Source organism: Streptomyces sp. NPDC055287 (assembly GCF_053646035.1).
This window is the reverse complement of sequence record NZ_JBSHNE010000013.1, coordinates 80332-103580: the sequence shown is the minus strand read 5'-3', so window position 1 is coordinate 103580 and position 23249 is coordinate 80332. Positions and strand designations below refer to the sequence as shown.

Below are 23249 nucleotides of genomic sequence, written 5' to 3'. Positions count from 1 at the left end.
GATGGACGGAGTCCGGCGCGGCGACCCGAAGCCCGGGAGGCGCCCCCGGCGCCGAGCGGTGCGAGGGGCGCCGGAAGAGGGATCTGCCCGGCCACGCAGGTCGATCCCGCCTTCGTCCTCGGGGAGCGGTTCGCGGAGGTCAGGGCCGTTCAGCCGGCTTGACCGGGGGAGGGCACACCGGCGCTCGCCTCAGCCGCGTCGGGGTGGGCGGCGTCCGGGTGGCCGGACGCGGCTGCGGGCGCGGGCTGGGCGGTCAGGAATGACGCCCAGCCCTCCGTCGGGGCCGCTCCGACCTCCAGGGTGCGCATCTTCTCCAGCACCTGCGGATCCTGCGCGTCCAGCCAGTCGGCCACCTGCCTGAAGGAGACGCAGCGCACGTCCTGCTTCACGCAGACCGTCTTGATCGTCTCCTCGATGGCGCGCATGTACGTGCCGCCGTTCCAGGACTCGAAGTGGTTGCCGATGATCAGCGGGGCGCGGTTCCCGTTGTACGAACGGTCGAAGGCCTCCAGCAGGCCGTCCCGCATCTGGTTGCCCCAGAACGTGTGCCGGGACGGATCGCCCTTGACCGTTCCCGACTGGTTGACCATGAAGTTGTAGTCCATCGAGAGCGTTTCGAAGGCTCGTCCGGGCACCGGGACCAGCTGGAGCGGCATGTCCCACAGGCCCTCGGTCTTCTTCGGCCACACCTGCTTGCCGACCCCGCTGGAGTCGTAGCGGAAGCCCAGGTCCTTCGCGGCCAGCATCATGTTCTTCTGCCCCTCGAGGCACGGGGTGCGGGCGCCGACGAGCTCCTTGTCGTAGTCGAACGGCAGCGGCTTGGCGTTCTGCAGGCCCGAGTTGGTCTTCCAGCGCTTCACGAACGCCTTGGCCTGTGCGATCTCGCTCTTCCACTCGTCCGTGGACCAGGTGCCGACACCGCCGTCCTTGCCGCAGAAGTGGCCGTTGAAGTGCGTGCCGATCTCGTTGCCCTCCAGCCAGGCGCCGCGCAGCTGGTCGACCGTGTCGCTGATTCCCGCGACGTCGTTGAAGCCGATGTCCGAACGGCCCGTGGAATGCTGCGGCGGGTCGTAGAGGTGCCGCTTGTCCTCCGGTAGCAGGTACACACCGCTGAGGAAGTACGTCATCGTCGCGTCGTACTTCTTGCCGACCTCGCGGAAGTGGGAGAAGAGCCGCTGGCTGTCCTCGCCGGCTCCGTCCCACGAGAACACCACGAACTGCGGAGGCTTCTGACCGGGCTTCAGCCGCTCGGGCCTGGGCAGGTGCGGCTGCCGACCCGTGTACGCCGTCGAGCCGTCGCCGATCAGGCGTACCGCACTCTTGGGCGCCGCTTTCGGCGCGTTCTTCTTTGCTCCGTGGGCGCCTTGCTCGGGGCCCGGTGAGCCCGGGCCGCCCGGCCCCGAGCAGGCGGCGAGCGCGCCGGCCAAGGCCACGGCGGTGACGCCGAAGACGATCCTCTTCTTGGCGGCCATCATTCCGCCCACCCTCTTCCGTCAGTCGTATGAGCTGAAAACCGACACAGCCGGGCAAACCTCGCACGCCCCGACAGAGGGATTGATATGACAAGCCGCTTAAATTATTTATTCACTGAAACAGGTGAAGCTTCAGCCATTTGCACCTATTCACCCCTTTAGTTCTTTACTCTGCATTACTATTCATTTACCGAGAGTTGAAAATCCCGCCGCTGCACGCCGTGACCCACGGCCGCGTCCCACTTTCCGCGACCGCGCTGCCCCGGAGGAGACGGGAACCATGTCTGCCTGCGTCCCCACCCGCACCGACCGCTCCTCGCGCGCCACCGGCGCATCCCGACTCAAGCGTCCGCACAGCCCCCCGCCCAGCGGTGGCCGCCGGCCCCGTCTGCGTATCGCGGGAGCGGACCTGTCCGCCTCGATCTGCGTCTTCCTGATCGCGCTGCCGCTCTCCCTGGGCATCGCCCTGGCCACCGGCGCCCCCCTCCAGGCCGGCCTGGTCGCCGCCGCTGTCGGCGGCCTCGTCGCCGGCCGGTTCGGCGGCGCTCCGCTCCAGGTCAGCGGGCCGGCCGCCGGTCTCACGGTGGTCACCGCCGACCTGATCCAGCAGTACGGCTGGCGCGTCACCTGCGCCATCACAGTCCTGGCCGGCGTGACCCAACTCGCTCTGTCCGCCGTGCGCGTGGCCCGTTCCGCCCTCGCCGTCAGTCCGGCGATCGTGCACGGCATGATCGCCGGCATCGGCGTCACCATCGCGCTGGCGCAGCTGCACATCGTCCTCGGCGGCAGCCCCGAAAGCTCCGCCGTCGACAACGTCCGGGTCCTGCCCGCCCAGTTGGCCGACCTGCACGGGCCGGCCACCGTGGTGAGCGTCCTCACCCTCGCCGTGCTGCTCATCTGGCCGCGCATCCCGGGGCGTACGGGCCGGGTCGCCCGGAAGGTCCCGGCCGCCCTGGTCGCCGTGGCCGCCGCGGCCACGCTCTCCGCGCTGGCCGGGATGAACGTGCCGCACGTCGACCTGCCGTCCTGGACCAGTCACGCGCTACCGGGGCTGCCGCACGGTCCGGTGCTCGGCATCGCCGCGGCCGTGCTGACCGTCACGCTGGTCACCAGCGTGCAGTCACTGCTGTCGGCCGTCGCCGTGGACAAACTGGTGGCCGCCCGCAAGCAGCCACGGACCGAGGTGGCGCGTTCGAATCTGGACCGTGAACTGGCCGGGCAGGGCGCCGCGAACGTCGTGTCCGGCGCGCTCGGCGGACTGCCGGTCGCCGGTGTCGCCGTACGCAGCGTCGCCAACGTGTCGGCGGGTGCGGTCAGTCGGCACTCGACGATGCTGCACGGCCTGTGGATCGTGCTCGCCGCGCTGTTCCTCGTGCCCGCCCTCGACCTGATCCCGCTGCCCGCGCTCGCCGCGCTGGTGATGCTCGTCGGCTTCCAGATGGTGAGCATCACGCACATCCGCAGCGCCTCCCGGCACCGGGAGATGCTCGTCTACGTGGTGACGATCGCCGGGGTCGTCCTCCTCGGTGTGCTGGAAGGTGTGGCGATCGGGGTCGCGGTGGCAGTCGCGGTGGCACTCCACCGGCTGGCCAAGACCCATGTCACCACGGAGACGACACCGGACGGCGTCCACCACATCCGGGTGCGCGGACAGTTGACCTTCCTGGCGGTGCCACGGCTGAGCCGGGCACTGCACCAGGTGCCCCAAGGGTCCGGGGCGGTCGTGGAACTGGACGGGTCGTTCATGGACCACGCGGCCTACGAGACGCTCAAGGACTGGCAGGACACCCATGCCGCGCAGGGCGGTCGGGTGGAGATCACGGGGCGTTCCGGCCACCGCTTCACCGGCCCGTCCTCCGGCGCCGATTCCGACGGTCCCACCGGCACCACCCCTCGCAGCGCGCACTCCACCCACACCTGCTGCAGGCCGTGGACCCCGTGGCGCAACCACCACTGCGACGACCACGCCACCGCCCCGTCGTCTGCCGACCCGGGCCGGGCCGGCGCAAGCGCAGGCCAACTCGCGACCGGGCTGAGTGCGTTCCAGCGGAATACGGCACCACTGGTGCGCGAGGAGCTGGCGCGGCTCGCCCGCGAGGGGCAGACGCCGTCGCAGCTCTTCATCACCTGCGCCGACTCGCGCCTGGTGACGAGCATGATCACGTCCAGTGGCCCCGGCGACCTCTTCACCGTACGCAACGTGGGCAATCTGGTGCCGCCGCCCGGTGCGGAGAGCGCGGACGACTCGGTGGGAGCCGCCATCGAGTACGCCGTGGACGTACTGAAGGTGCAGTCCATCACCATCTGCGGGCACTCGGGCTGCGGCGCGATGCAGGCACTGCTCAATACGCCGCTCAACACGCCGCCGGACGGAGCCCGGACACCGCTGCGGCGCTGGCTGCGGCACGGTACGCCCAGCCTGGAACGGATGCGCAGCAGGAAGCACTCCTGGGCGCGGATCTCGGGGCGGCTGCCGGCCGACGCGGTCGAGCAGCTCTGCCTGACCAATGTGGTCCAGCAGTTGGAGCATCTGCGTACCCACGACGCGGTGCGGCGGCGGCTCGACGAGGGCACGCTCGAGCTGCACGGCATGTACTTCCATGTCGGCGAGGCCCAGGCGTACCTGCTCCAGGACGGGGTCCGGATCGGGGAGACCGAGGAGGTCTTCGACCGGGTCGGCCCGGCCGAGGACTCGGAGGCGGACGGCTGGCTCCAGGCGGCGCGCTCCTGAACCGACGCGCCTGAACCGATCCGGCGCCGCGTCCGTGAGACCGTATGGCCCTCCCCGCGCCGGACGGCGAGGAGGGCCGTACGCCGCCAAGAACACCGGCCCGGATGCGGCCCGCCGCAGCTCACAGGTCTAAACCAATTTCCGGAAGGCTCTTGTCACCCGGGCACGGGACTGATGAGCTAGGGCACGGGACACATCGGACGCCCTGGGAATGGGAGATGTCGTGAGCAACGAAAGCCTGGCCAACCTCATGAAGGAGGAGCGCCGCTTCGCGCCGCCTGCCGAGCTGGCCGCGAACGCCAACGTCACGGCGGAGGCGTACGAGCAGGCCGAGGCAGACAGGCTGGGCTTCTGGGCCGAGCAGGCCCGGCGGCTCACCTGGGCCACCGAGCCGACCGAGACGCTCGACTGGTCGAACCCGCCGTTCGCCAAGTGGTTCGCCGACGGCAGGCTCAACGTCGCGTACAACTGCGTCGACCGCCACGTCGAGGCCGGCCACGGCGACCGCGTCGCCATCCACTTCGAGGGCGAGCCGGGCGACACCCGCGCGATCACCTACGCCGAGCTCAAGGACGAGGTCTCGCGCGCGGCCAACGCCCTGACGGAGCTGGGCGTGCGGAAGGGCGACCGGGTCGCCGTCTACCTGCCGATGATTCCCGAGGCCGCCGTGGCGATGCTGGCCTGCGCCCGCATCGGAGCCGCGCACTCGGTGGTCTTCGGCGGCTTCTCGGCCGACGCCGTCGCCTCCCGCATCCAGGACGCCGACGCGAAGCTCGTCATCACCTCCGACGGCGGTTACCGGCGCGGCAAGCCCTCCGCCCTCAAGCCCGCCATCGACGAGGCCGTCGCCAAGTGCCCGCAGGTGGAGCACGTTCTGGTCGTACGCCGCACGGGCCAGGACACCGCATGGAACGACAGCAAGGACGTGTGGTGGCACGAGATCGTCGCCCGCCAGTCCGCCGAGCACACCCCCGAGGCCTTCGACGCCGAGCACCCGCTCTTCATCCTCTACACGTCCGGCACGACGGGTAAGCCGAAGGGCATTCTGCACACGTCCGGCGGCTACCTCACCCAGACCGCGTACACCCACAACGCCGTCTTCGACCTCAAGCCGGAGACCGACGTCTACTGGTGCACGGCCGACATCGGCTGGGTGACCGGGCATTCGTACATCGTGTACGGACCGCTGGCCAACGGCGCGACGCAGGTCATGTACGAGGGCACGCCCGACACCCCGCACCAGGGCCGCTTCTGGGAGATCGTGCAGAAGTACGGCGTCACGATCCTCTACACCGCGCCGACCGCGATCCGGACGTTCATGAAGTGGGGGGACGACATCCCCGCCAAGTTCGACCTGAGCAGTCTCCGCATCCTCGGCTCGGTCGGCGAGCCGATCAACCCCGAGGCGTGGATCTGGTACCGGGAGAACATCGGCGCCGGCAAGACCCCGATCGTGGACACCTGGTGGCAGACCGAGACCGGCGCGATGATGATCTCTCCGCTGCCCGGCGTCACCGCGACCAAGCCCGGGTCCGCGCAGCGCGCCCTGCCCGGCATCGGCGCGACCGTCGTCGACGACGAGGCGAACGAGGTCCCCGACGGGGGCGGCGGCTACCTCGTCCTGACCGAGCCGTGGCCGTCCATGCTCCGTACGATCTGGGGCGACGACCAGCGGTTCATCGACACGTACTGGTCCCGTTTCCCCGGCAAGTACTTCGCGGGTGACGGCGCCAAGAAGGACGACGACGGCGACATCTGGCTGCTCGGCCGGGTCGACGACGTGATGCTGGTGTCCGGCCACAACATCTCGACCACCGAGGTCGAGTCGGCGCTCGTCTCCCACCCATCGGTCGCCGAGGCGGCGGTCGTCGGCGCGGCCGACGAGACGACCGGCCAGGCGATCGTCGCCTTCGTGATCCTGCGCGGTACGGCGTCCGAGACGGACACCCTCGTCGCCGAACTCCGCAATCATGTCGGCGCCACCCTCGGCCCCATCGCCAAGCCGAAGCGGATCCTGCCGGTCGCCGAGCTGCCCAAGACCCGCTCCGGCAAGATCATGCGACGGCTGCTGCGGGACGTCGCCGAGAACCGGCAGCTGGGTGATGTCACCACGCTCACCGACTCCTCGGTGATGGACCTCATCCAGACGAAGCTTCCGAGCGCGTCCAGCGAGGACTGAGGGCTCCGGACACGTCGTCAAGGGTCCAGAACGGTCAGTCGGCTCTCCGTGCCGACTGACCGTTCTGTCCGTTCTGCTCGTAAAGTGAAGATCACCGGATTGCACCCTTGCGCGCCCCGGTAGAGTGGTCGCTCGCGTCAGGAACGCGTCAAAACTCCACAGGGGTGCCGGGAAGTCTGGTCGGCAATGTGCTCCATGCTGCCCACCGACCGGAGGTCTCACCCGTGGCCGCGCCCCGCCCTACCGCACCGTCCAGCCCGTCGGCACCGCCGCCCCCGCCCGGCACCCGCACGTTCCTCGGACGGCTCTCGCTCCCCGAGCGCACCTACGTCGCGAACGCGCTGCGCACCGAGACGGTCGGCGGCGTGCTTCTGCTGACAGCCGCGATCGTCGCGCTGATCTGGGCCAACACCGGCCTCAGCGACAGCTATGAGTCCGTACGCGACTTCCACATCGGCCCCGCGTCCCTCGGCCTCGACCTCTCGCTCCAGCACTGGGCGGCCGACGGTCTTCTCGCCGTCTTCTTCTTCGTCGCCGGCATCGAGCTCAAGCGCGAACTGGTCGCCGGCGAACTGCGCGACCCCAGGGCCGCCGCCCTCCCCGTGATCGCCGCGCTCAGCGGCATGCTCGCACCGGCCCTCGTGTACGTCGTGGTCAACCTGGCCGGGGACGGGTCGCTGGACGGCTGGGCCGTGCCGACGGCCACCGACATCGCCTTCGCGCTGGCCGTCCTCGCCGTGATCGGCACCTCGCTGCCGTCCGCGCTGCGCGCCTTCCTGCTCACCCTGGCCGTCGTGGACGACCTGTTCGCCATCCTGATCATCGCCGTCTTCTTCACCAGCGACCTCAACTTCGCCGCGCTCGGCGGCGCGGTCGCGGGCCTGGCCGTCTTCTGGCTGCTGCTGCGCAAGCGCGTGCGCGGCTGGTACCTCTACGTACCGCTCGCCCTGGTGATCTGGGGCCTGATGTACAACAGCGGCGTACACGCCACCATCGCCGGTGTCGCGATGGGCCTGATGCTGCGCTGCACCCGGGACGGCAACGGCGACACGCCCTCCTCCGGTGAGCGCATCGAGCACCTGGTCCGGCCTATCTCCGCGGGCATCGCCGTGCCGCTGTTCGCGCTGTTCTCGGCCGGCGTCTCCGTCACCGGCGGTGCGATCGGCGGCGTATTCACCCAGCCCGAGACGCTCGGCGTCGTCCTCGGGCTGGTGGTCGGCAAGGCCTTCGGCATCTTCTGCGGCACGTGGCTCGCGGCCCGCTTCACCAAGGCCGAGCTCAACGACGCCCTCGCCTGGCCGGACGTCTTCGCCATCGCCTCCCTGGCCGGGATCGGCTTCACGGTCTCGCTGCTCATCGGGGAACTCGCCTTCACCGGGGACGCCGCGCTCACCGACCGGATCAAGGCGTCCGTCCTCATCGGATCGCTGTTCGCCGCCCTGCTGTCCGGGATTCTCCTCAAGCTGCGGGTACGCAAGTACCGCGCGATGGTCGAGGACGAGGAGCGCGACGAGGACCAGGACGGCATCCCGGACATCTACGAGCTCGGCCAGCCGGAGTACCACTTGCGGATGGCCGCGATCCACGAGGCGAAGGCCGCCGAACACCGCAGGCTGGCGGAACTCGCGGGGGCATCCAGCGGCAAGGACGACAGTCCGGCATGATTCGACATCAGGTACAGACGTAGCAGACGTAGCAGACGCACAACACGCAGTACGCACCACGCACACGACGTAGTAGACGTAGAAGAGGGAGAGAGCGATGAGCGACCCCGCCCGCACAGCGACGGCTGACAGCGTCGACCGCAGCCTCGGCCAGTTGGTCGCGTCGGCGACCGCCGAGATGTCCGCACTCATGCACGACGAGATCGCACTGGCCAAGGCCGAGCTGCGACAGGACGCCAAGCGCGTCGGCACGGGCGGCACGGCGATCGGTGTCGCGGGGGTGTTCGCGCTCTTTTCCCTGCCGGTGCTGAGCTTCGCCGCGGCGTACGGCATCCACAACCTGGGGCTCGGGCTCGCCTGGTCCTTCCTGATCGTGGGCGGAGCGTTTCTGCTGCTGGCGGGTCTGCTGGCGCTGATCGCCGTCACCAAGTTCAAGAAGGTCAAGCCCCCGGAGAAGAGCATCGCCTCGGCCAAGCAGACCGCGGCCGTGCTCCAGGGCGTCAAGCCTCATCCGCGCCAGGTCGGTGACAAGGCGGTGGCTGTGGCACGCTCATCCACATGACCGCCCCAGATTCCGGCTCCGCCTCCCCCCTCTCTGTCGTACGTCCCGACGGCCCATGGACCCATCGCGACGTCGCGGCCAATGGCGCGCGCTTCCACATCGCGGAAGTCGGGGACGGGCCGCTCGTGATGCTGCTGCATGGCTTTCCGCAGTTCTGGTGGACGTGGCGGCACCAGATGACCGCGCTGGCCGACGCCGGGTTCCGGGCCGTGGCGATGGACCTGCGGGGCGTGGGCGGCAGCGACCGTACGCCGCGGGGCTACGACCCGGCGAACCTCGCGCTCGACATCACGGGTGTGGTGCGTTCGCTCGGCGAGCCGGACGCGGCGCTCGTCGGCCACGACCTGGGCGGCTACCTGGCGTGGACGGCGGCCGTGATGCGGCCCAAGCTGGTACGCCGGCTCGCGGTCTCCTCGATGCCGCATCCGCGGCGCTGGCGCTCGGCGATGCTCTCCGACGTGTCGCAGACGCGGGCCGGATCGTACGTCTGGGGCTTCCAGCGGCCGTGGCTGCCGGAGCGTCAGCTGATGGCGGACGACGCGGCATTGGTGGGCCGGCTGGTCCGCGACTGGTCGGGTCCCCGGCTGCCGGACGACGAGGACGTCGACGTGTACAGGCGGGCGATGTCGATTCCGTCGACGGCGCACTGCTCGATCGAGCCGTACCGCTGGATGGTGCGGTCGATGGCGCGGCCGGACGGCATTCAGTTCAACCGACGCATGAAACGGCCCGTACGGGTGCCGACGCTGCATCTGCACGGTTCGCTGGACCCGGTGATGCGCACCCGAAGCGCCGCGGGTTCCGGTGAGTACGTCGAAGCACCGTATCGGTGGCGGCTGTTCGACGGTCTCGGCCACTTCCCGCACGAGGAGGACCCGGCGGCCTTCTCGGCCGAGCTGGTCAACTGGCTGAAGGATCCCGAGCCCGACCGCTGATCGGACGTCAGCCCGCCATACCTCGCTTGAACGCTTGTCCTACGAACAGCCAATTGCCTCGCGCATAGGCCAATTGGCTGCCCCCGACGCGATTACGGACCTTGGGGCACGGGCAAACGTCGGGGTATGGGCTGGACGCACGACTACGGTGACGCAGCACGCAACCGCCGCTCGGCCACAGCGCTGAGCACCCACGAAGGGGGCGGTCCGCAGGATCAGGGCCACGGCCCGCCTTCCCGCGCGATCGGGATTCCGCGCATCCTCCGCCGCAGGGCCCGCTGGGTCTCGGCGCGGCTGCGCCATCCCCGCGACTGAAGCTACTACTCAAACACCTGAACCTACCGACGCTACGGACGCTACCGAGCCCCGGACTTGAGGTAATCGAGTCCGGGGTGCGCGCTGCGGTAGCCGTCGAGGAGCCTGCGCGCCACCCCGACGGAGTCGACGAGCGGGTGCAGGGCGAACGCCTTCACAGCCGCCCGCGCCGACCCGCTCTCCCCCGCTTCCAGTACGCACCGCTCCACCGCCTTGACCGCGGCCACCAGGCCCGCCTCGTGGCCGGTCAGCGGTGATACGGCGACGGGGCGGGCGCCGGTCGAGTCGACCAGGCACGGGACTTCGACGACGGCTGCCGCGTCGAGCAGCGACAGGGTGCCCCGGTTACGGACGTTGAGGATGAGCGTGGCGCGCTCGTCGCGGGCGATGGCCCGCATCAGGGCGAGCGCGACGTACTCGTACCCGCCGGACTCCAGGTCGTCGGCGGCGCGCTCGCCCGCGCCCGCCGCCTCCCGGTTCTCCGCCATGTACGTGGCTTCGCGCTCGGCGCGCGTGCGGTCCCACGCGGCCAGGGCGCCCGACGCCGTCGCGCGGTCCGCCATGCCTTCGTAGAAGCGGGCCTGCTGGTCGCGGAGGAAGGCCCCGCGGGTCTGCTTCGCCTCACGGTAGGCGGTGACCGTCTCGCGGTTGAAGTAGTAGTAGTGCAGGTACTCGTTGGGGACGGACCCGAGCGAGCGCAGCCAATCGGGTCCGAAGAGCCGGCCCTCCTCGAACGAGGTCAGCGCGCTCTCGTCGTCGAACAGAGCCGGGAGCAGATTGACCGCGGCGCCGGTCCCGGACTGCTCGTCGGCGTACACCCCGCGCAGCCAGCCGAGGTGGTTGAGCCCGACGTAGTCGAGCCGCGCCCGCGCCGGGTCCGCCACGCCGAGCACCCGGGCGACGCGCCGGCCGAGGCCGACCGGCGAGTCGCAGATGCCGATGACTCGGTCGCCGAGGTGGCGGGACATGGCCTCGGTGACCAGTCCGGCCGGGTTGGTGAAGTTGATGACCCAGGCGTCGGGGGCGAGCCGCGCGACGCGACGCGCGATGTCGACGGCCACCGGCACCGTGCGCAGTCCGTACGCGATGCCGCCCGCGCCGACCGTCTCCTGACCCAGGACGCCCTCGGCGAGGGCGACCCGTTCGTCGGCGGCCCTGCCCTCCAGTCCGCCGACGCGGATGGCGGAGAAGACGAAGTCGGCGCCGCGCAGCGCCTCGTCGAGGTCGGTGGTCACGGTCACGGACGGCGCGTCCGTGACCCCGTCGGCCTGGTCGGCCAGGACCCGGGCGATGGCGGTCAGCCGGGCCCGGTCCAGGTCGTGGAGGGTGACGTGAGTGACGCGGCCCCCGGCGCGGTCGCGCAGGAGCGCGCCGTACACGAGAGGGACACGGAAGCCGCCGCCCCCGAGGATGGTCAGACGCATCTGCTGTACCCGCCGTCTCTCGGGGCGCGCCCTCCCGGAACGCGCCCGTTCAGTCGCGCCTTCTCAGAGCGCGCATCCCTGGCTGTCGACCTGCTGGTTGGCGACCCGGCCGAGACGGACGTCCTCGCGCACCTCGTCGGCCGTCAGGGCGTATCCCGTCTCGGCGTCGTCGAGGGACTTGGCGAAGACGACGCCGTAGACCTTGCCGTCGGGCGTCAGCAGCGGGCCGCCCGAGTTGCCCTGCCGGACGGTCGCGAAGAGCGAGTAGACGTCTCGCTGGACCGTGCCGCGGTGGTAGATGTCGGGGCCGTTGGCGTTGATCCGGCCGCGGACGCGGGCGGACCGGACGTCGTACGCGCCGTTCTCCGGGAAGCCGGCGACGATCGCGCTGTCGCCGCTGCGGGCGTCGCGGTCGGGGGCCGTGAACTCCAGCGCGGGTGCGTCGAGGTTGGGGACGTCCAGTACGGCGATGTCGCGCTCCCAGTCGTAGAGCACCACGGTGGCGTCGTACCGGCGGCCCTCGCCGCCGATCTGCACGGTCGGCTCGTCCACGCCGCCGACGACATGCGCGTTGGTCATGACACGGCGGCTGTCGAAGACGAAGCCGGTGCCTTCGAGGACCTTGCCGCAGCTCTGCGCCGTACCGACGACCTTGACGATGGACTTCTTGGCGCGGGCGGCGACGGGGCTGCCGGCGAGCGCCGGGTCCGGAGCCTTGACCTCGGTGATCGGCTCGTTGGAGAAGGGGCTGAAGACCTGCGGGAAGCCGTTCTGGGCGAGCACCGAGCTGAAGTCCGTGAACCACATGCTCGCCTGGTCGGGCATCACGCGCGACACACCGAGGAGCACTTTGGAGTTACGGACCTCCTTGCCCAGTGTGGGCAGCGAGGTGCCCGCGAGCGCGGAGCCGATCAACCAGGCGACCAGGAGCATCGCGACGACGTTGACCAGCGCGCCGCCGGAGGCGTCCAGGACGCGGGCGGGCGACCAGGTGATGTATCTGCGGAGCTTGTTGCCGAGGTGGGTGGTGAAGGCCTGGCCCACCGAGGCGCACACGATCACGACGATGACCGCGACGACGGCGGCGGTCGAACTGACTTCCGATCCGTCAGTCAGCTGGTCCCACAGGAACGGCAGCAGATAGACCGCGACCAGGCCGCCGCCCAGGAAGCCGATCACCGACAGAATGCCGACGACGAATCCCTGTCGGTACCCGACGATCGCGAACCACACCGCCGCGACCAGCAACAAGATGTCCAGGACGTTCACATGGCCACCCTGTCACGCGCGCCAGTCGAGCGGGACCTGCCTGGAGCGGTCCCAGGGCCGCTCCCAGCCCGCGTAGTGAAGGATCTTGTCGATCACGCCGGCCGTGAAACCCCAGACCAGAGCGGGTCCGGCCAGAAACGCCGGGCCGGTGTGGCCGCGCGGATGCACGCTCGTCACGCGGTTCGCCGGGTCCGTGAGATCCGCCACGGGAACCGTGAACACGCTAGCCGTCTCGGCGGAATCGACGACGCCGACGGGGCTCGGCTCGCGCCACCAGCCGAGAACGGGCGTCACGACGAAATTGCTGACGGGGATGTAGAGACGGGGCAGTACGCCGAAGACCTGGACACCCGAGGGATCGAGCCCGGTCTCCTCCTCGGCCTCGCGCAGCGCCGCACGCAGCGGCCCCGTCGTCTCCGGATCACCGTCGGCGGGGTCGAGGGCGCCGCCGGGGAAGCTCAGCTGCCCGGCGTGCGAGCGGAGGCTGCCGGCCCGCTCCATGAGCAGCAACTCAGGTCCCTGCTCCCCTTCGCCGAAGAGGATCAGTACGGCCGACTGGCGCCCGGCGCCGCTCTCCGGCGGCAGGAAGCGGCTGAGCTGCTCGGGACGTACGGACCGGGCGACTTCGGCCACCGGGTCGAGCCAGGCGGGCAGCCCGCTGCTCGTCACGGCGACTTCGGCCGGACCGGCCGGCTCGGCGGTCCCGGCAGCCGCGGCCACCCCGCCGTCGTATGTCTCGCTCCCACGCGTCATAGGCACCCCCGTCGTCACAACGCCCGAACCGGGCCCGTTCGTTCCGCGCAATCGCGCGCCCACGTCACTCGGCGGCCCCCAGCGGGGGCGCGGGCGCGCCCGGGTAGCCGGGCGGGGGCTTCAGCCGCTGTCCCGGATAGCCCCCCATCTCGTACTTGAGGAGCTTCTTGGCCTTCTCCGGATCCGTCTCGCCCTCGCCGTAGGACGGGCACAGATGCGCGATCGGGCAGGCGCCGCAGGCCGGCTTGCGGGAGTGGCAGACGCGGCGGCCGTGGAAGATGATCCGGTGCGAGAGCATCGTCCACTCGGTCTTGGGGAAGATCGCGGCGATGTCCGCCTCGACCTTCTCGGGGTCCTCGTGCTCGGTCCACTTCCAGCGCCGCACGAGTCGGCCGAAGTGGGTGTCCACGGTCAGGCCGGCCACGCCGAACGCATTACCGAGGACCACGTTGGCGGTCTTGCGGCCGACACCGGGCAGCGTGACGAGGTCCTTCAGACGGCCGGGGACCTCGCCGTCGAAGTTGTCCCGGAGAGCGGCGGACAGGCCGAGCAGCGATCGCGCCTTGGCACGGAAGAATCCCGTCGGCCGGATCAGCTGCTCCAGCTCCTCGGGGTCCGCGGCCGCCATGTCCTCGGGCGTGGGGAACTTGGCGAAGAGCGCCGGGGTGGTCTGGTTGACCCGCAGGTCGGTGGTCTGGGCGGAGAGGACGGTGGCGACCAGCAGCTCGAAGGGGTTCTCGAAATCGAGCTCGGGATGGGCGTACGGATAGACCTCGGACAGCTCACGGTTCATCCGGCGGGCGCGCCGGACCATGGCGAGGCGCGACTCGGGCTTGGCGGGCTTCGCCGGCTTCTCCGCCGTCGCGGGCTTCGCAGCGGGCGTCGCGGCCTTCCCCGCAGCCTTCGCAGGCTTGGTCGGTTTTACCTCTTTTGCGGCATTCTTGGGCTGGGCCGGAACTTGTTCGCCCACAGCGGAATTACGGCCTTCGGTCACCTGTCCGGCCCCCTTGGGCTCCACTCTCACCGGCGATTTGGACACCCGGCCAGCCTAAAGCCCGGCACTGACATCCGCCCCGGTCACAGCCAATTGCCACCCCAATCGGCCCCCTGCCGCACGGTCGGGCACGCCGGTACGTCAAACTTGTGATTGATCGCACTGTTTTACCGTCCGGCATCATGGTGACCACGGTTCCCGTGATGAGCAGGTCGACAAGGAGAGAACTCGTGGACGACGTTCTGCGGCGCGCCCCGCTCTTCGCGGCGCTCGATGACGAGCAGGCCGCGGAGCTCCGCGCCTCGATGAGTGAGGTGACGCTCGCTCGCGGCGACGCCCTCTTCCACGAGGGCGACCCCGGCGACCGCCTGTACGTGGTCACCGAGGGCAAGGTGAAGCTGCACCGCACCTCCCCCGACGGCCGCGAGAACATGCTGGCCGTCCTCGGACCCGGCGAGCTGATCGGAGAGCTGTCGCTCTTCGACCCGGGCCCGCGTACCGCCACCGCCACCGCCCTGACGGAGGTCAAGCTGCTCGGCCTCGGCCACGGCGACCTCCAGCCCTGGCTGAACGCCCGCCCGGAGGTGGCCACGGCCCTTCTCCGCGCGGTCGCCCGCCGGCTGCGCAAGACCAACGACCAGATGTCCGACCTGGTCTTCTCCGACGTGCCGGGCCGTGTCGCCCGCGCGCTCCTCGACCTGTCACGCCGCTTCGGTGTGCAGTCCGAGGAGGGCATCCACGTCGTGCACGACCTGACGCAGGAAGAGCTGGCCCAGCTGGTCGGCGCGTCCCGCGAAACGGTCAACAAGGCCCTCGCGGACTTCGCGGGCCGCGGCTGGCTGCGCCTGGAGGCGCGGGCCGTGATCCTGCTGGACGTGGAGCGGCTGGCAAAGCGCTCGCGCTAGGACGGGCGAAGCGTACGGACGCCGGAAGGGCTGCCCCTGACAGGGGCGGCCCTTCCGCGTTCCCGGCCCCCTGACCGAGTCCGCGCCCGCTCGCGCTAGATGAGCCCGTGCTCCCGCAGGTACTCCAGCTGCGCCCGCACCGAGAGCTCGGCGGCCGGCCACAGTGACCGGTCCACGTCCGCGTACACGTGGGCGACGACCTCCGAGGCCCTCACGTACCCGCTCTCGACGGCCGTCTCGACCTGCGCCAGCCGGTTCGCCCGGTGGGCCAGGTAGTACTCGACCACGCCCTGCGCGTCCTCCAGCACGGGCCCGTGGCCCGGCAGCACCGTGTGCACCCCGTCGTCGACCGCCAGCGAACGCAGCCGCCGCAGCGAGTCGAGGTAGTCGCCGAGCCGCCCGTCCGGGTGCGCCACGACCGTCGTGCCGCGCCCGAGGACGGTGTCGCCCGTCAGTACGGCCCGGTCCGCCGGCAGGTGGAAGCACAGCGAGTCGGCGGTGTGCCCCGGCGTCGGCACCACACGCAGCTCCAGGCCCCCGGTGGTGATGACGTCCCCCGCCGCGAGCCCCTCGCCCCCGAGCCGCAGCGCGGGGTCCAGGGCCCGCACCGACGTACGCGTCAGCTCGGCGAAGCGCCCCGCGCCCTCCGCGTGGTCGGGGTGGCCGTGCGTCAGGAGGGTCAGCGCGACGCGCTTGCCCGCCTTCTCCGCCGTGTCGATCACCGCCCGCAGGTGTAGGTCGTCCAGCGGCCCCGGGTCGATGACGACCGCCAGTTCCGAGCCGGGCTCGGAGACGATCCAGGTGTTGGTGCCGTCGAGCGTCATCGCCGAAGCGTTCGGGGCGAGGACGTTGACGGCGCGGTCGGTGGCCGGCCCGGAGAGGACCCCGCCGCGGGGCTGTCCGGGAAGCGCGGCTGCGTCGGTCATGCGGTGCCTCCCGTGCTGTCGGTGCTTCCGGTGCTTCCGGTGCTTCCAGCCTGCTCCGAGCCCCTTGTGCCCCCGATGCGCTTCGTGAACTCGTCGTGGCCCGGCCAGCTCAGAACCACCTGGTCGCCCTCCAGGCGCGCCTGCGCGAGCACCGGCGTCATGTCCTGCTCCGCCGCGCCCGCGAGCGCCCCGGCGGCCGTGGCGTACGGCTGGAGCGTACGCAGCGTCGAGATCGTCGGCGGCATCATCAGCAGCTCGCCCTTGTCGTAGCCGGCGGCGGCCTCCGCGGGGCTGATCCACACCGTGCGGTCGGCCTCCGTCGAGGCGTTACGGGTCCGCTGGCCGGCCGGCAGCGCCGCGACGAAGAACCACGTGTCGTACCTCTTGGGCTCGAACTCGGGGGTGATCCAGCGCGCCCACGCACCCAGCAGGTCGGAGCGCAGTACCAGCGACCGCCGCTGGAGGAAGTCCGCGAAGGACAACTCCCGCTCCACCAGCGCCTGCCGGTCGGCCTCCCAGTCGTCCCCGGTCGTGTCGCCGACCACGGTGCCGGCCGTCGGGCCCGCGAGCAGCACACCGGCTTCCTCGTACGTCTCACGCACCGCCGCGCACACGATGGCCTGCGCCGACGCCGGGTCCACGCCCAGGCGCCGAGCCCAGTGGTCGAGGGACGGGCCCGCCCAGCCCACCTGATGGTCGTCGTCGCGCGGATCCACGCCGCCGCCCGGGTACGCGTACGCGCCTCCGGCGAAGGCCATGGAGGCGCGTCTGCGCAGCATGTGCACGGCGGGGCCCCCCGCCGTGTCCCGCAGGAGCATCACGGTGGCGGCCCTCTTGGGGGGCACGGCGGTGAGTTCACCACGGGCGAGGGCACGGATACGGTCCGGCCACTCGGGCGGGTACCACTGACCATTGGACATGGCCGGAGGCTATCCGCTCCCGGTTGGATGTTCGAGAGGATCAGAGGCCCGGAAGATCCGGACCGGCGCCGCCGCCGTCAGGCTGAGGTGAGCTCGACCTGGATCTCGATCTCGACCGGCGCGTCGAGCGGCAGCACCGTCACGCCGACCGCGCTGCGCGCGTGCACACCCTTGTCGCCGAGCACCGCGCCCAGCAGCTCGCTCGCGCCGTTGATCACGGCCGGCTGGCCGGTGAAGTCCGCGGCGGAGGCGACGAAGCCGACGACCTTCACGACACGCGCGATGCGGTCCAGGTCGCCGGTGACCGACTTGACGGCGGCCAGGGCGTTCAGCGCGCACGTACGCGCCAGGTTCTTCGCCTCTTCGGGCGTGACCTCCGCACCGACCTTGCCGGTGCACGGAAGCTTGCCCTCCACCATCGGGAGCTGGCCCGCGGTGTAGACGTACACGCCCGACTGCACGGCCGGCTGGTACGCGGCGATCGGAGGTACGACCTCCGGAAGCGTCAGGCCGAGCTCGGCGAGCTTCGCCTCGACAACACCGGTCATGCCTGCTTCTCCCGCTTCAGGTAGGCCACCAGCTGCTCGGGGTTGTTGGGCCCGGGCACGACCTGGACGAGCTCCCAGCCGTCCTCGCCCCAGGTGTCCAGAATCTGCTTGGTCGCGTGCACGAGAAGGGGCACGGTCGAGTATTCCCACTTGGTCATACGGCGACTGTAGTGCCTGCCACAGACACCTCCTGCGTAGCCCGGGCGCCGACTGGTTAGGCTCAAAGGCGTGAGCAGGCTCCAGGTCGTCAGTGGCAAGGGCGGTACCGGAAAGACCACGGTGGCCGCGGCACTCGCGCTCGCCCTCGCGACGGAGGGCAAACGCGCCCTCCTCGTGGAGGTCGAGGGCAGGCAGGGGATCGCGCAGCTCTTCGAGACGGAAGCACTTCCGTACGAGGAGAGGAAGATCGCGGTCGCACCGGGCGGCGGGGAGGTGTACGCCCTCGCGATAGACGCCGAACGCGCCCTTCTCGACTACCTCCAGATGTTCTACAAGCTCGGAGGGGCCGGCCGGGCGCTCAAGAAGCTCGGCGCGATCGACTTCGCGACCACCATCGCGCCGGGTCTCAGAGACGTGCTGCTCACCGGCAAGGCCTGCGAAGCGGTCCGCCGCCGGGACAAGCAGAACCGTTTCTCGTACGACTACGTCGTGATGGACGCGCCGCCCACGGGCCGGATCACGCGCTTCCTGAACGTGAACGACGAGGTCGCCGGGCTGGCCAGGTTCGGCCCGATACACAACCAGGCCCAGGCCGTCATGCGCGTACTCAAGTCGCCCGAGACCGCCGTCCACTTGGTGACGCTGCTGGAGGAGATGCCGGTCCAGGAGACCGCCGACGGCATCGCCGAGCTGCACGCCGCCGAACTGCCCGTCGGCAACGTCATCGTGAACATGGTCCGCCCGCACCTCCTCGACGAGGACGCCCTGCGCACCGCGGCGGGCGAACAGCGCACCTCCGTGGCCAAGGCGCTCTCCCAGGCCGGCCTGGGCGGCGCGCGCCGCGGCGGCCTCGCCGAGCGCCTCGTCGACCCGCTCCTCGAACAGGCCGCGGAGCACGCCCAGCGCGTCGAGCTGGAGCGCGAGCAGCGCGCCGTGCTGGCCCAGCTGGATCTGGCGACGTACGAACTGCCGCTGCTCGGCGAGGGCATGGACCTCGCGGGGCTGTACCGGCTGGCGAAGGAACTGCGGACCCGTATCGCCCCTGGGGGAACTTCATGACCTTGGAGACCACGGACACCACCGACGCCATGGACACGGTGCCCGCGCTGCTCATCGACCCGCTGCTCGACGACCCGGCCACCCGCATCATCGTGTGCTGCGGCGCGGGCGGTGTCGGCAAGACGACGACCGCGGCGGCTCTGGGGGTACGGGCGGCCGAGCGCGGCCGCAAGGTCGTCGTCCTCACCATCGACCCGGCCCGCAGGCTGGCCCAGTCCATGGGCATCGACGAACTCGACAACACCCCGCGCCGGGTGAAGGGCATAGACGAGACGGCCGGTGGCGAGCTGTCCGCGATGATGCTCGACATGAAGCGGACCTTCGACGAGATCGTCGAGGCGCACGCGGACGGCGAGCGGGCCCGCGCGATCCTGGAGAACCCCTTCTACCAGTCCCTGTCGGCCGGTTTCGCGGGCACGCAGGAGTACATGGCGATGGAGAAGCTGGGCCAGCTGCGGGCCCGCGACGAGTGGGACCTGATCGTCGTCGACACCCCGCCGAGCCGCTCCGCGCTGGACTTCCTCGACGCGCCCAAGCGCCTCGGTTCGTTCCTGGACGGCAAGTTCATCCGGGTGCTGATGGCGCCCGCGAAGGTGGGCGGCCGGGCAGGGATGAAGTTCCTCAATGTCGGCATGTCGATGATGACCGGCACGCTCAGCAAGCTGATGGGGGGCCAACTGCTCCGCGACGTACAGACGTTCGTGGCGGCGATGGACACCATGTTCGGCGGCTTCCGCACGCGGGCGGACGCGACGTACCGGCTGCTCCAGGCGCCCGGTACGGCGTTCCTGGTGGTCGCCGCACCGGAGCGGGACGCCCTGCGCGAGGCCGCGTACTTCGTCGAGCGGCTGGCGGCGGAGGAGATGCCGTTCGCCGGACTCGTACTGAACCGGGTCCACGGCAGCGGCGCCCCTCAGCTCTCGGCCGAACGGGCCCTTGCCGCCGCAGAAAATCTTGACGAGGGCGGCATTGTGGATCAGGGGACCGGGAAGGCTGGAGTTCGTGACTCCTCGGCCACCTCTCCCGAAGCCGAAGGCGGATCCTCACCGGACCAGACGGATCAGACCGCGGATCAGAACTCCGAGAGCCAGAGCGGCACCCGCACCAGCGGCACCCACACCGTCGAACAGCTGACCGCGGGTCTGCTGCGCCTGCATGCGGAACGCATGCACGTCCTCGCGCGTGAACAGCGAACGCGCGACCGCTTCACCGCACTCCACCCCGAGGTGGCGGTTGCCGAAGTAGCCGCCCTCCCCGGCGACGTACACGACCTCGCAGGGCTCCGGGCCATCGCTGACCGGCTCGCCGACATTGAGGCCGTCGAGCCCGGTGAGTCCGTCCGGCCGGAATAGCTCCGGTCGGGCTAACCCACAGCCGCGTACTCGATGAACGCCCCGCTCTCGTCGTCCTCGGGCAGAATGCCCGTGCTGCGCTCGTACTCAGTACGGGCGGTCTCAAGGAGCCGGCGCCAGGACGTGACGGTGGGGCGCCGGCGCAGAAGCGCGCGCCGTTCCCGCTCCGTCATACCGCCCCACACGCCGAACTCGACGCGATTGTCCAGCGCGTCGGCCAGGCACTCGGTCCGCACCGGACATCCCGTGCACACCGCCTTCGCCCTGTTTTGCGCTGCTCCTTGTACGAACAGTTCATCCGGATCGGTAGTGCGGCAGGCTGCCTGCGCACTCCAGTCGGTTACCCAGCCCATACCGGCGCCGTCCTCTCCCGAATCGAGGCTCCCCCACGGCGGCAGCGGCATATTCACCGCTGCCAGTTGAGGACGTTACGGAAGGTGGGCACAGCGCAACACCCCCTTCGGGCCCAATCTTGAATGGCCCGAACGGACTATGCGTAAGCGACAGATCACCCGACGGAGTGACCCGAGGGCATACGTGACCAACCCGGCGAAGCAGGGCAGTTCGGCAAGGCCACAACGGAATCCCGGTGACGCATGAGGCGTATTCGGACATGCCTCTGCCAGATTTTCGATACGGGGGGATTTGACGCCGGGGGTGTCAGGGGGCTTGATGCGAAACCGCACTGCTGTGACAGTTGGGAGCAGCTTAGGCCAAGGCATATACGTGTGTCCGGCGAATGAGAACGTAGGCTGCCCCCATGCCAAAGAAGCGCTCGGGCGGGGGTCTCACCGGGACCCAGCAGGCCGCCAAATTCCTCGGTGTCGCCGCGCTCTCCGGAGCTGTACTGGCGGGCATCGCGCTGCCGGCGGCCGGAGCGCTGGGGCTCGCGGCCAAGGGAACGGTCGAGGGATTCGACGAAATCCCCGCGAACCTCAAGACGCCGCCGCTGAGTCAGCGCACCACCATCCTCGACGCGCGCAGCGAGCCCATCGCCACGGTCTACTCGCGTGACCGCACCGTCGTGGACCTGAAGGACATCTCCCCGTACATGCAGAAGGCGATCGTCGCGATCGAGGACGCGCGCTTCTACGACCACGGGGCAATCGACCTCAAGGGCGTATTGCGCGCGGCCAACCGCAACGCCCAGTCGGGCGGAGTCTCGCAGGGCGCGTCGACCCTGACCCAGCAGTACGTCAAGAACGTCTTCGTCGAGGAGGCCGGCGACGACCCCACCAAGGTCGCCCAGGCCACCCAGCAGACGCTCGGCCGCAAGGTGCGCGAACTCAAGTACGCGATCCAGGTCGAGGAGGAGCTGGGCAAGAAGAAGATCCTCGAGAACTACCTCAACATCACCTTCTTCGGGCAGCAGGCGTACGGCGTCGAGTCCGCGTCCAAGCGCTACTTCAGCAAGTCCGCCAAGGACCTGAAGCTGGAGGAGGCCGCGCTGCTGGCCGGCATCGTGCAGTCGCCGAGCCGCTACGACCCGGTCAACGACGCCGAAGAGGCGAGCAAGCGGCGCAACATCGTGCTCCAGCGCATGGCCGACGTCCGCGACGTGTCGCAGGCCGAGGCGGACCGGGCGAAGGCCACCCCGATCAAGCTGAACGTCAGCCGGCCGAAGAACGGCTGCATCACGGCCGTCACCGGCGCGGGTTTCTTCTGCGACTACGTGCGCGAGGTCTTCCTGTCCGACCCGGTCTTCGGGAAGACCAAGGAGGACCGGGCCAAGGTCTGGAACCAGGGCGGCCTGAAGATCCGTACGACGCTGGACCCGCAGGCGCAGGAGTCGGTGCAGGCGTCGATCAAGGACCACGTCTACCAGTCGGACAAGATCGCCACGGCGGTCACGCTCGTCGAGCCGGGCACGGGCAAGGTCATCGCCATGGGCCAGTCCCGCCCGTACGGCTTCAAGAGCAACGAGACGACGATCAACTTCTCCGCCAACAAGAACATGGGCGGCTCGGCCTACGGCTTCCCGACCGGATCGACCTTCAAGCCGTTCGTGGCGGCCGCGGCCATAGAGCAGGGCATTCCGGCGACGAAGACCTACTCGGCGCCGTACGACATGCCGTACCCGAGCCCCGTGCAGACCTGCGACAGGCCGTGGATCAACACCGGCGACACGGTCGAGAACGAGAACGAGCAGGAAGTCGGGCCGTACGCCATGAAGGAGGCCATGGCGAAGTCGGTCAACACCTACTTCGTCCAGATGATCTCCGAGGTCGGCATCTGCCCGGTGACGCAGATGGCCAGCAAGCTCGGCGTGATCCAGGCCGACGGGCAGAAGCTGAAGGAAGTGCCCGCGATCTCGCTGGGCACGGAGGGCATGTCGCCGCTCACGATGGCGAACGCGTACGCGACCTTCGCCAACCGCGGCACGTACTGCACGCCGGTCTTCATCAAGTCGGTCACGACCGCGCAGGGCAAGAGCCTGCCGGTGCCGAAGTCGACCTGCTCGCGGGCGATGTCCGAGAAGACCGCCGACACGATCAACACCCTGCTCAAGGGCGTGGTCGACTCGGGTACGGGCCGGCAGGCGGGGCTCACCAGCCGGGACAACGCCGGTAAGACGGGAACGACGGACGGCCGCCACAACGCCTGGTTCGTCGGGTACACGCCGAACCTGGCCGGTGCGGTCTGGGTCGGCGCGGCCGGCGCCAAGCAGGTCCCGATGGAGCGCATCACCATCGGTGGCGTCTACCACGACAAGGTCTTCGGCGGTCAGGTCCCGGGACCGATCTGGAAGGACGCGATGAGCGGCGCGCTGGACGGCAAGCCGGCGCCCGGCTTCAACACCGTGCACATCCCGGAGCCCGACAAGGGCAAGGGCGACCGGGACAAGCGCGACGACGAGGACGAGGAGAGCGGCCACGACGACGGCAAGCCCGGCGACGGCGGTGGGGACAACGGCGGCGGCAGCCCCTGGCCCGACATCTCCATCCCGCCGGACCTGATCGGCGGCAGCCACGGCAATGGCGGCGGCCGCGGCGGGAACGGGCCGTAGGCCCGGCGTCACCGCCTACGACGGAGGGGCGGGCCGGGGGAAACCCCCCGGGGCCCCGCCGGCGGGGCGCGCGCC

Annotated in this window: 20 protein-coding genes; 10 read left to right on the top strand and 10 right to left on the bottom strand. The window is 70.2% G+C overall.

Annotated elements, in window-relative coordinates:
• Positions 1-149: 149 nt before the first annotated feature.
• The gene (locus ACWIHY_RS21690) at positions 150-1475 is read right to left on the bottom strand and encodes a hypothetical protein (protein ID WP_454377299.1); all 1326 of its coding nucleotides are present in this window, start codon (positions 1473-1475) and stop codon (positions 150-152) included.
• A 277-nt stretch (positions 1476-1752) separates the two neighbouring features.
• Between ACWIHY_RS21690 and ACWIHY_RS21685 the strand changes: the two genes are divergently transcribed.
• The 6 genes from ACWIHY_RS21685 to ACWIHY_RS21660 all read left to right on the top strand — a co-directional run bounded on the left by ACWIHY_RS21685 (position 1753) and on the right by ACWIHY_RS21660 (position 9858).
• Positions 1753-4203 carry a bifunctional SulP family inorganic anion transporter/carbonic anhydrase gene (locus tag ACWIHY_RS21685; RefSeq protein ID WP_454377298.1) on the top strand — a complete coding sequence of 817 codons (2451 nt, stop codon included), beginning with the start codon at positions 1753-1755 and terminating at the stop codon, positions 4201-4203.
• A 223-nt stretch (positions 4204-4426) separates the two neighbouring features.
• On the top strand, positions 4427-6382 hold the full coding sequence (gene acs / locus ACWIHY_RS21680; protein ID WP_454377297.1) for an acetate--CoA ligase: 1956 nt from the start codon (positions 4427-4429) through the stop codon (positions 6380-6382).
• Positions 6383-6606: 224 nt separating this feature from the next.
• The gene (gene nhaA / locus ACWIHY_RS21675; RefSeq protein WP_454377296.1) at positions 6607-8046 is read left to right on the top strand and encodes a Na+/H+ antiporter NhaA; all 1440 of its coding nucleotides are present in this window, start codon (positions 6607-6609) and stop codon (positions 8044-8046) included.
• 97 nt (positions 8047-8143) lie between these two features.
• Positions 8144-8608: a phage holin family protein gene (locus tag ACWIHY_RS21670; RefSeq protein ID WP_454377295.1), complete on the top strand. Its 465-nt coding sequence runs from the start codon at positions 8144-8146 to the stop codon at positions 8606-8608.
• On the top strand, positions 8605-9543 hold the full coding sequence (locus ACWIHY_RS21665) for an alpha/beta fold hydrolase (RefSeq protein WP_454377294.1): 939 nt from the start codon (positions 8605-8607) through the stop codon (positions 9541-9543). The genes ACWIHY_RS21670 and ACWIHY_RS21665 overlap by 4 nt, the downstream gene beginning before the upstream one ends.
• A 126-nt stretch (positions 9544-9669) precedes the next feature.
• Positions 9670-9858 carry a hypothetical protein gene (locus tag ACWIHY_RS21660; RefSeq protein WP_251061080.1) on the top strand — a complete coding sequence of 63 codons (189 nt, stop codon included), beginning with the start codon at positions 9670-9672 and terminating at the stop codon, positions 9856-9858.
• Between the two features lie 41 nt (positions 9859-9899).
• Here the strand turns inward: ACWIHY_RS21660 and ACWIHY_RS21655 are convergent, their stop codons facing one another.
• The 4 genes from ACWIHY_RS21655 to nth all read right to left on the bottom strand — a co-directional run bounded on the left by ACWIHY_RS21655 (position 9900) and on the right by nth (position 14343).
• Entirely contained in the window at positions 9900-11282 is a 1383-nt protein-coding gene (locus ACWIHY_RS21655; RefSeq protein ID WP_454377293.1) for a 6-phospho-beta-glucosidase, read from the bottom strand.
• A gap of 63 nt (positions 11283-11345) precedes the next feature.
• Positions 11346-12551: a MarP family serine protease gene (locus ACWIHY_RS21650; RefSeq protein ID WP_454377292.1), complete on the bottom strand. Its 1206-nt coding sequence runs from the start codon at positions 12549-12551 to the stop codon at positions 11346-11348.
• 12 nt (positions 12552-12563) lie between these two features.
• Positions 12564-13304, bottom strand: coding sequence for an NUDIX hydrolase (locus ACWIHY_RS21645; RefSeq protein WP_454377291.1), 741 nt, complete (start codon positions 13302-13304; stop codon positions 12564-12566).
• Positions 13305-13368: 64 nt separating this feature from the next.
• Positions 13369-14343, bottom strand: a complete 975-nt coding sequence (nth, locus tag ACWIHY_RS21640) for an endonuclease III (RefSeq protein ID WP_454377290.1) — start codon at positions 14341-14343, stop codon at positions 13369-13371.
• 185 nt (positions 14344-14528) lie between these two features.
• Between nth and ACWIHY_RS21635 the strand changes: the two genes are divergently transcribed.
• Positions 14529-15203: a Crp/Fnr family transcriptional regulator gene (locus ACWIHY_RS21635; protein ID WP_014046869.1), complete on the top strand. Its 675-nt coding sequence runs from the start codon at positions 14529-14531 to the stop codon at positions 15201-15203.
• 95 nt (positions 15204-15298) lie between these two features.
• Here the strand turns inward: ACWIHY_RS21635 and ACWIHY_RS21630 are convergent, their stop codons facing one another.
• From ACWIHY_RS21630 to ACWIHY_RS21615, 4 genes are all read right to left on the bottom strand, one after another.
• Positions 15299-16129 (bottom strand): MBL fold metallo-hydrolase, encoded by an 831-nt coding sequence (locus tag ACWIHY_RS21630; RefSeq protein WP_454377289.1) that lies wholly within the window; start codon positions 16127-16129, stop codon positions 15299-15301.
• Positions 16126-17049, bottom strand: a complete 924-nt coding sequence (locus tag ACWIHY_RS21625; protein ID WP_454377288.1) for an NUDIX hydrolase — start codon at positions 17047-17049, stop codon at positions 16126-16128. Before ACWIHY_RS21625 ends, ACWIHY_RS21630 begins: the two co-directional genes overlap by 4 nt.
• A 77-nt stretch (positions 17050-17126) precedes the next feature.
• Positions 17127-17597 carry a RidA family protein gene (locus ACWIHY_RS21620; RefSeq protein WP_454377287.1) on the bottom strand — a complete coding sequence of 157 codons (471 nt, stop codon included), beginning with the start codon at positions 17595-17597 and terminating at the stop codon, positions 17127-17129.
• The gene (locus tag ACWIHY_RS21615; protein WP_019355547.1) at positions 17594-17755 is read right to left on the bottom strand and encodes a DUF4177 domain-containing protein; all 162 of its coding nucleotides are present in this window, start codon (positions 17753-17755) and stop codon (positions 17594-17596) included. Before ACWIHY_RS21615 ends, ACWIHY_RS21620 begins: the two co-directional genes overlap by 4 nt.
• A 70-nt stretch (positions 17756-17825) precedes the next feature.
• On the opposite strand from ACWIHY_RS21615, the gene ACWIHY_RS21610 reads away from it, so the two are divergent.
• Positions 17826-18815, top strand: coding sequence for an ArsA family ATPase (locus ACWIHY_RS21610; RefSeq protein ID WP_454377286.1), 990 nt, complete (start codon positions 17826-17828; stop codon positions 18813-18815).
• Positions 18812-20167, top strand: coding sequence for an ArsA family ATPase (locus ACWIHY_RS21605; protein ID WP_454377285.1), 1356 nt, complete (start codon positions 18812-18814; stop codon positions 20165-20167). Before ACWIHY_RS21610 ends, ACWIHY_RS21605 begins: the two co-directional genes overlap by 4 nt.
• A gap of 11 nt (positions 20168-20178) precedes the next feature.
• Here the strand turns inward: ACWIHY_RS21605 and ACWIHY_RS21600 are convergent, their stop codons facing one another.
• Positions 20179-20520, bottom strand: coding sequence for a WhiB family transcriptional regulator (locus ACWIHY_RS21600; protein WP_189715524.1), 342 nt, complete (start codon positions 20518-20520; stop codon positions 20179-20181).
• 407 nt (positions 20521-20927) lie between these two features.
• Between ACWIHY_RS21600 and ACWIHY_RS21595 the strand changes: the two genes are divergently transcribed.
• Positions 20928-23174 (top strand): transglycosylase domain-containing protein, encoded by a 2247-nt coding sequence (locus ACWIHY_RS21595; protein ID WP_454377284.1) that lies wholly within the window; start codon positions 20928-20930, stop codon positions 23172-23174.
• Positions 23175-23249 lie beyond the last annotated feature (75 nt).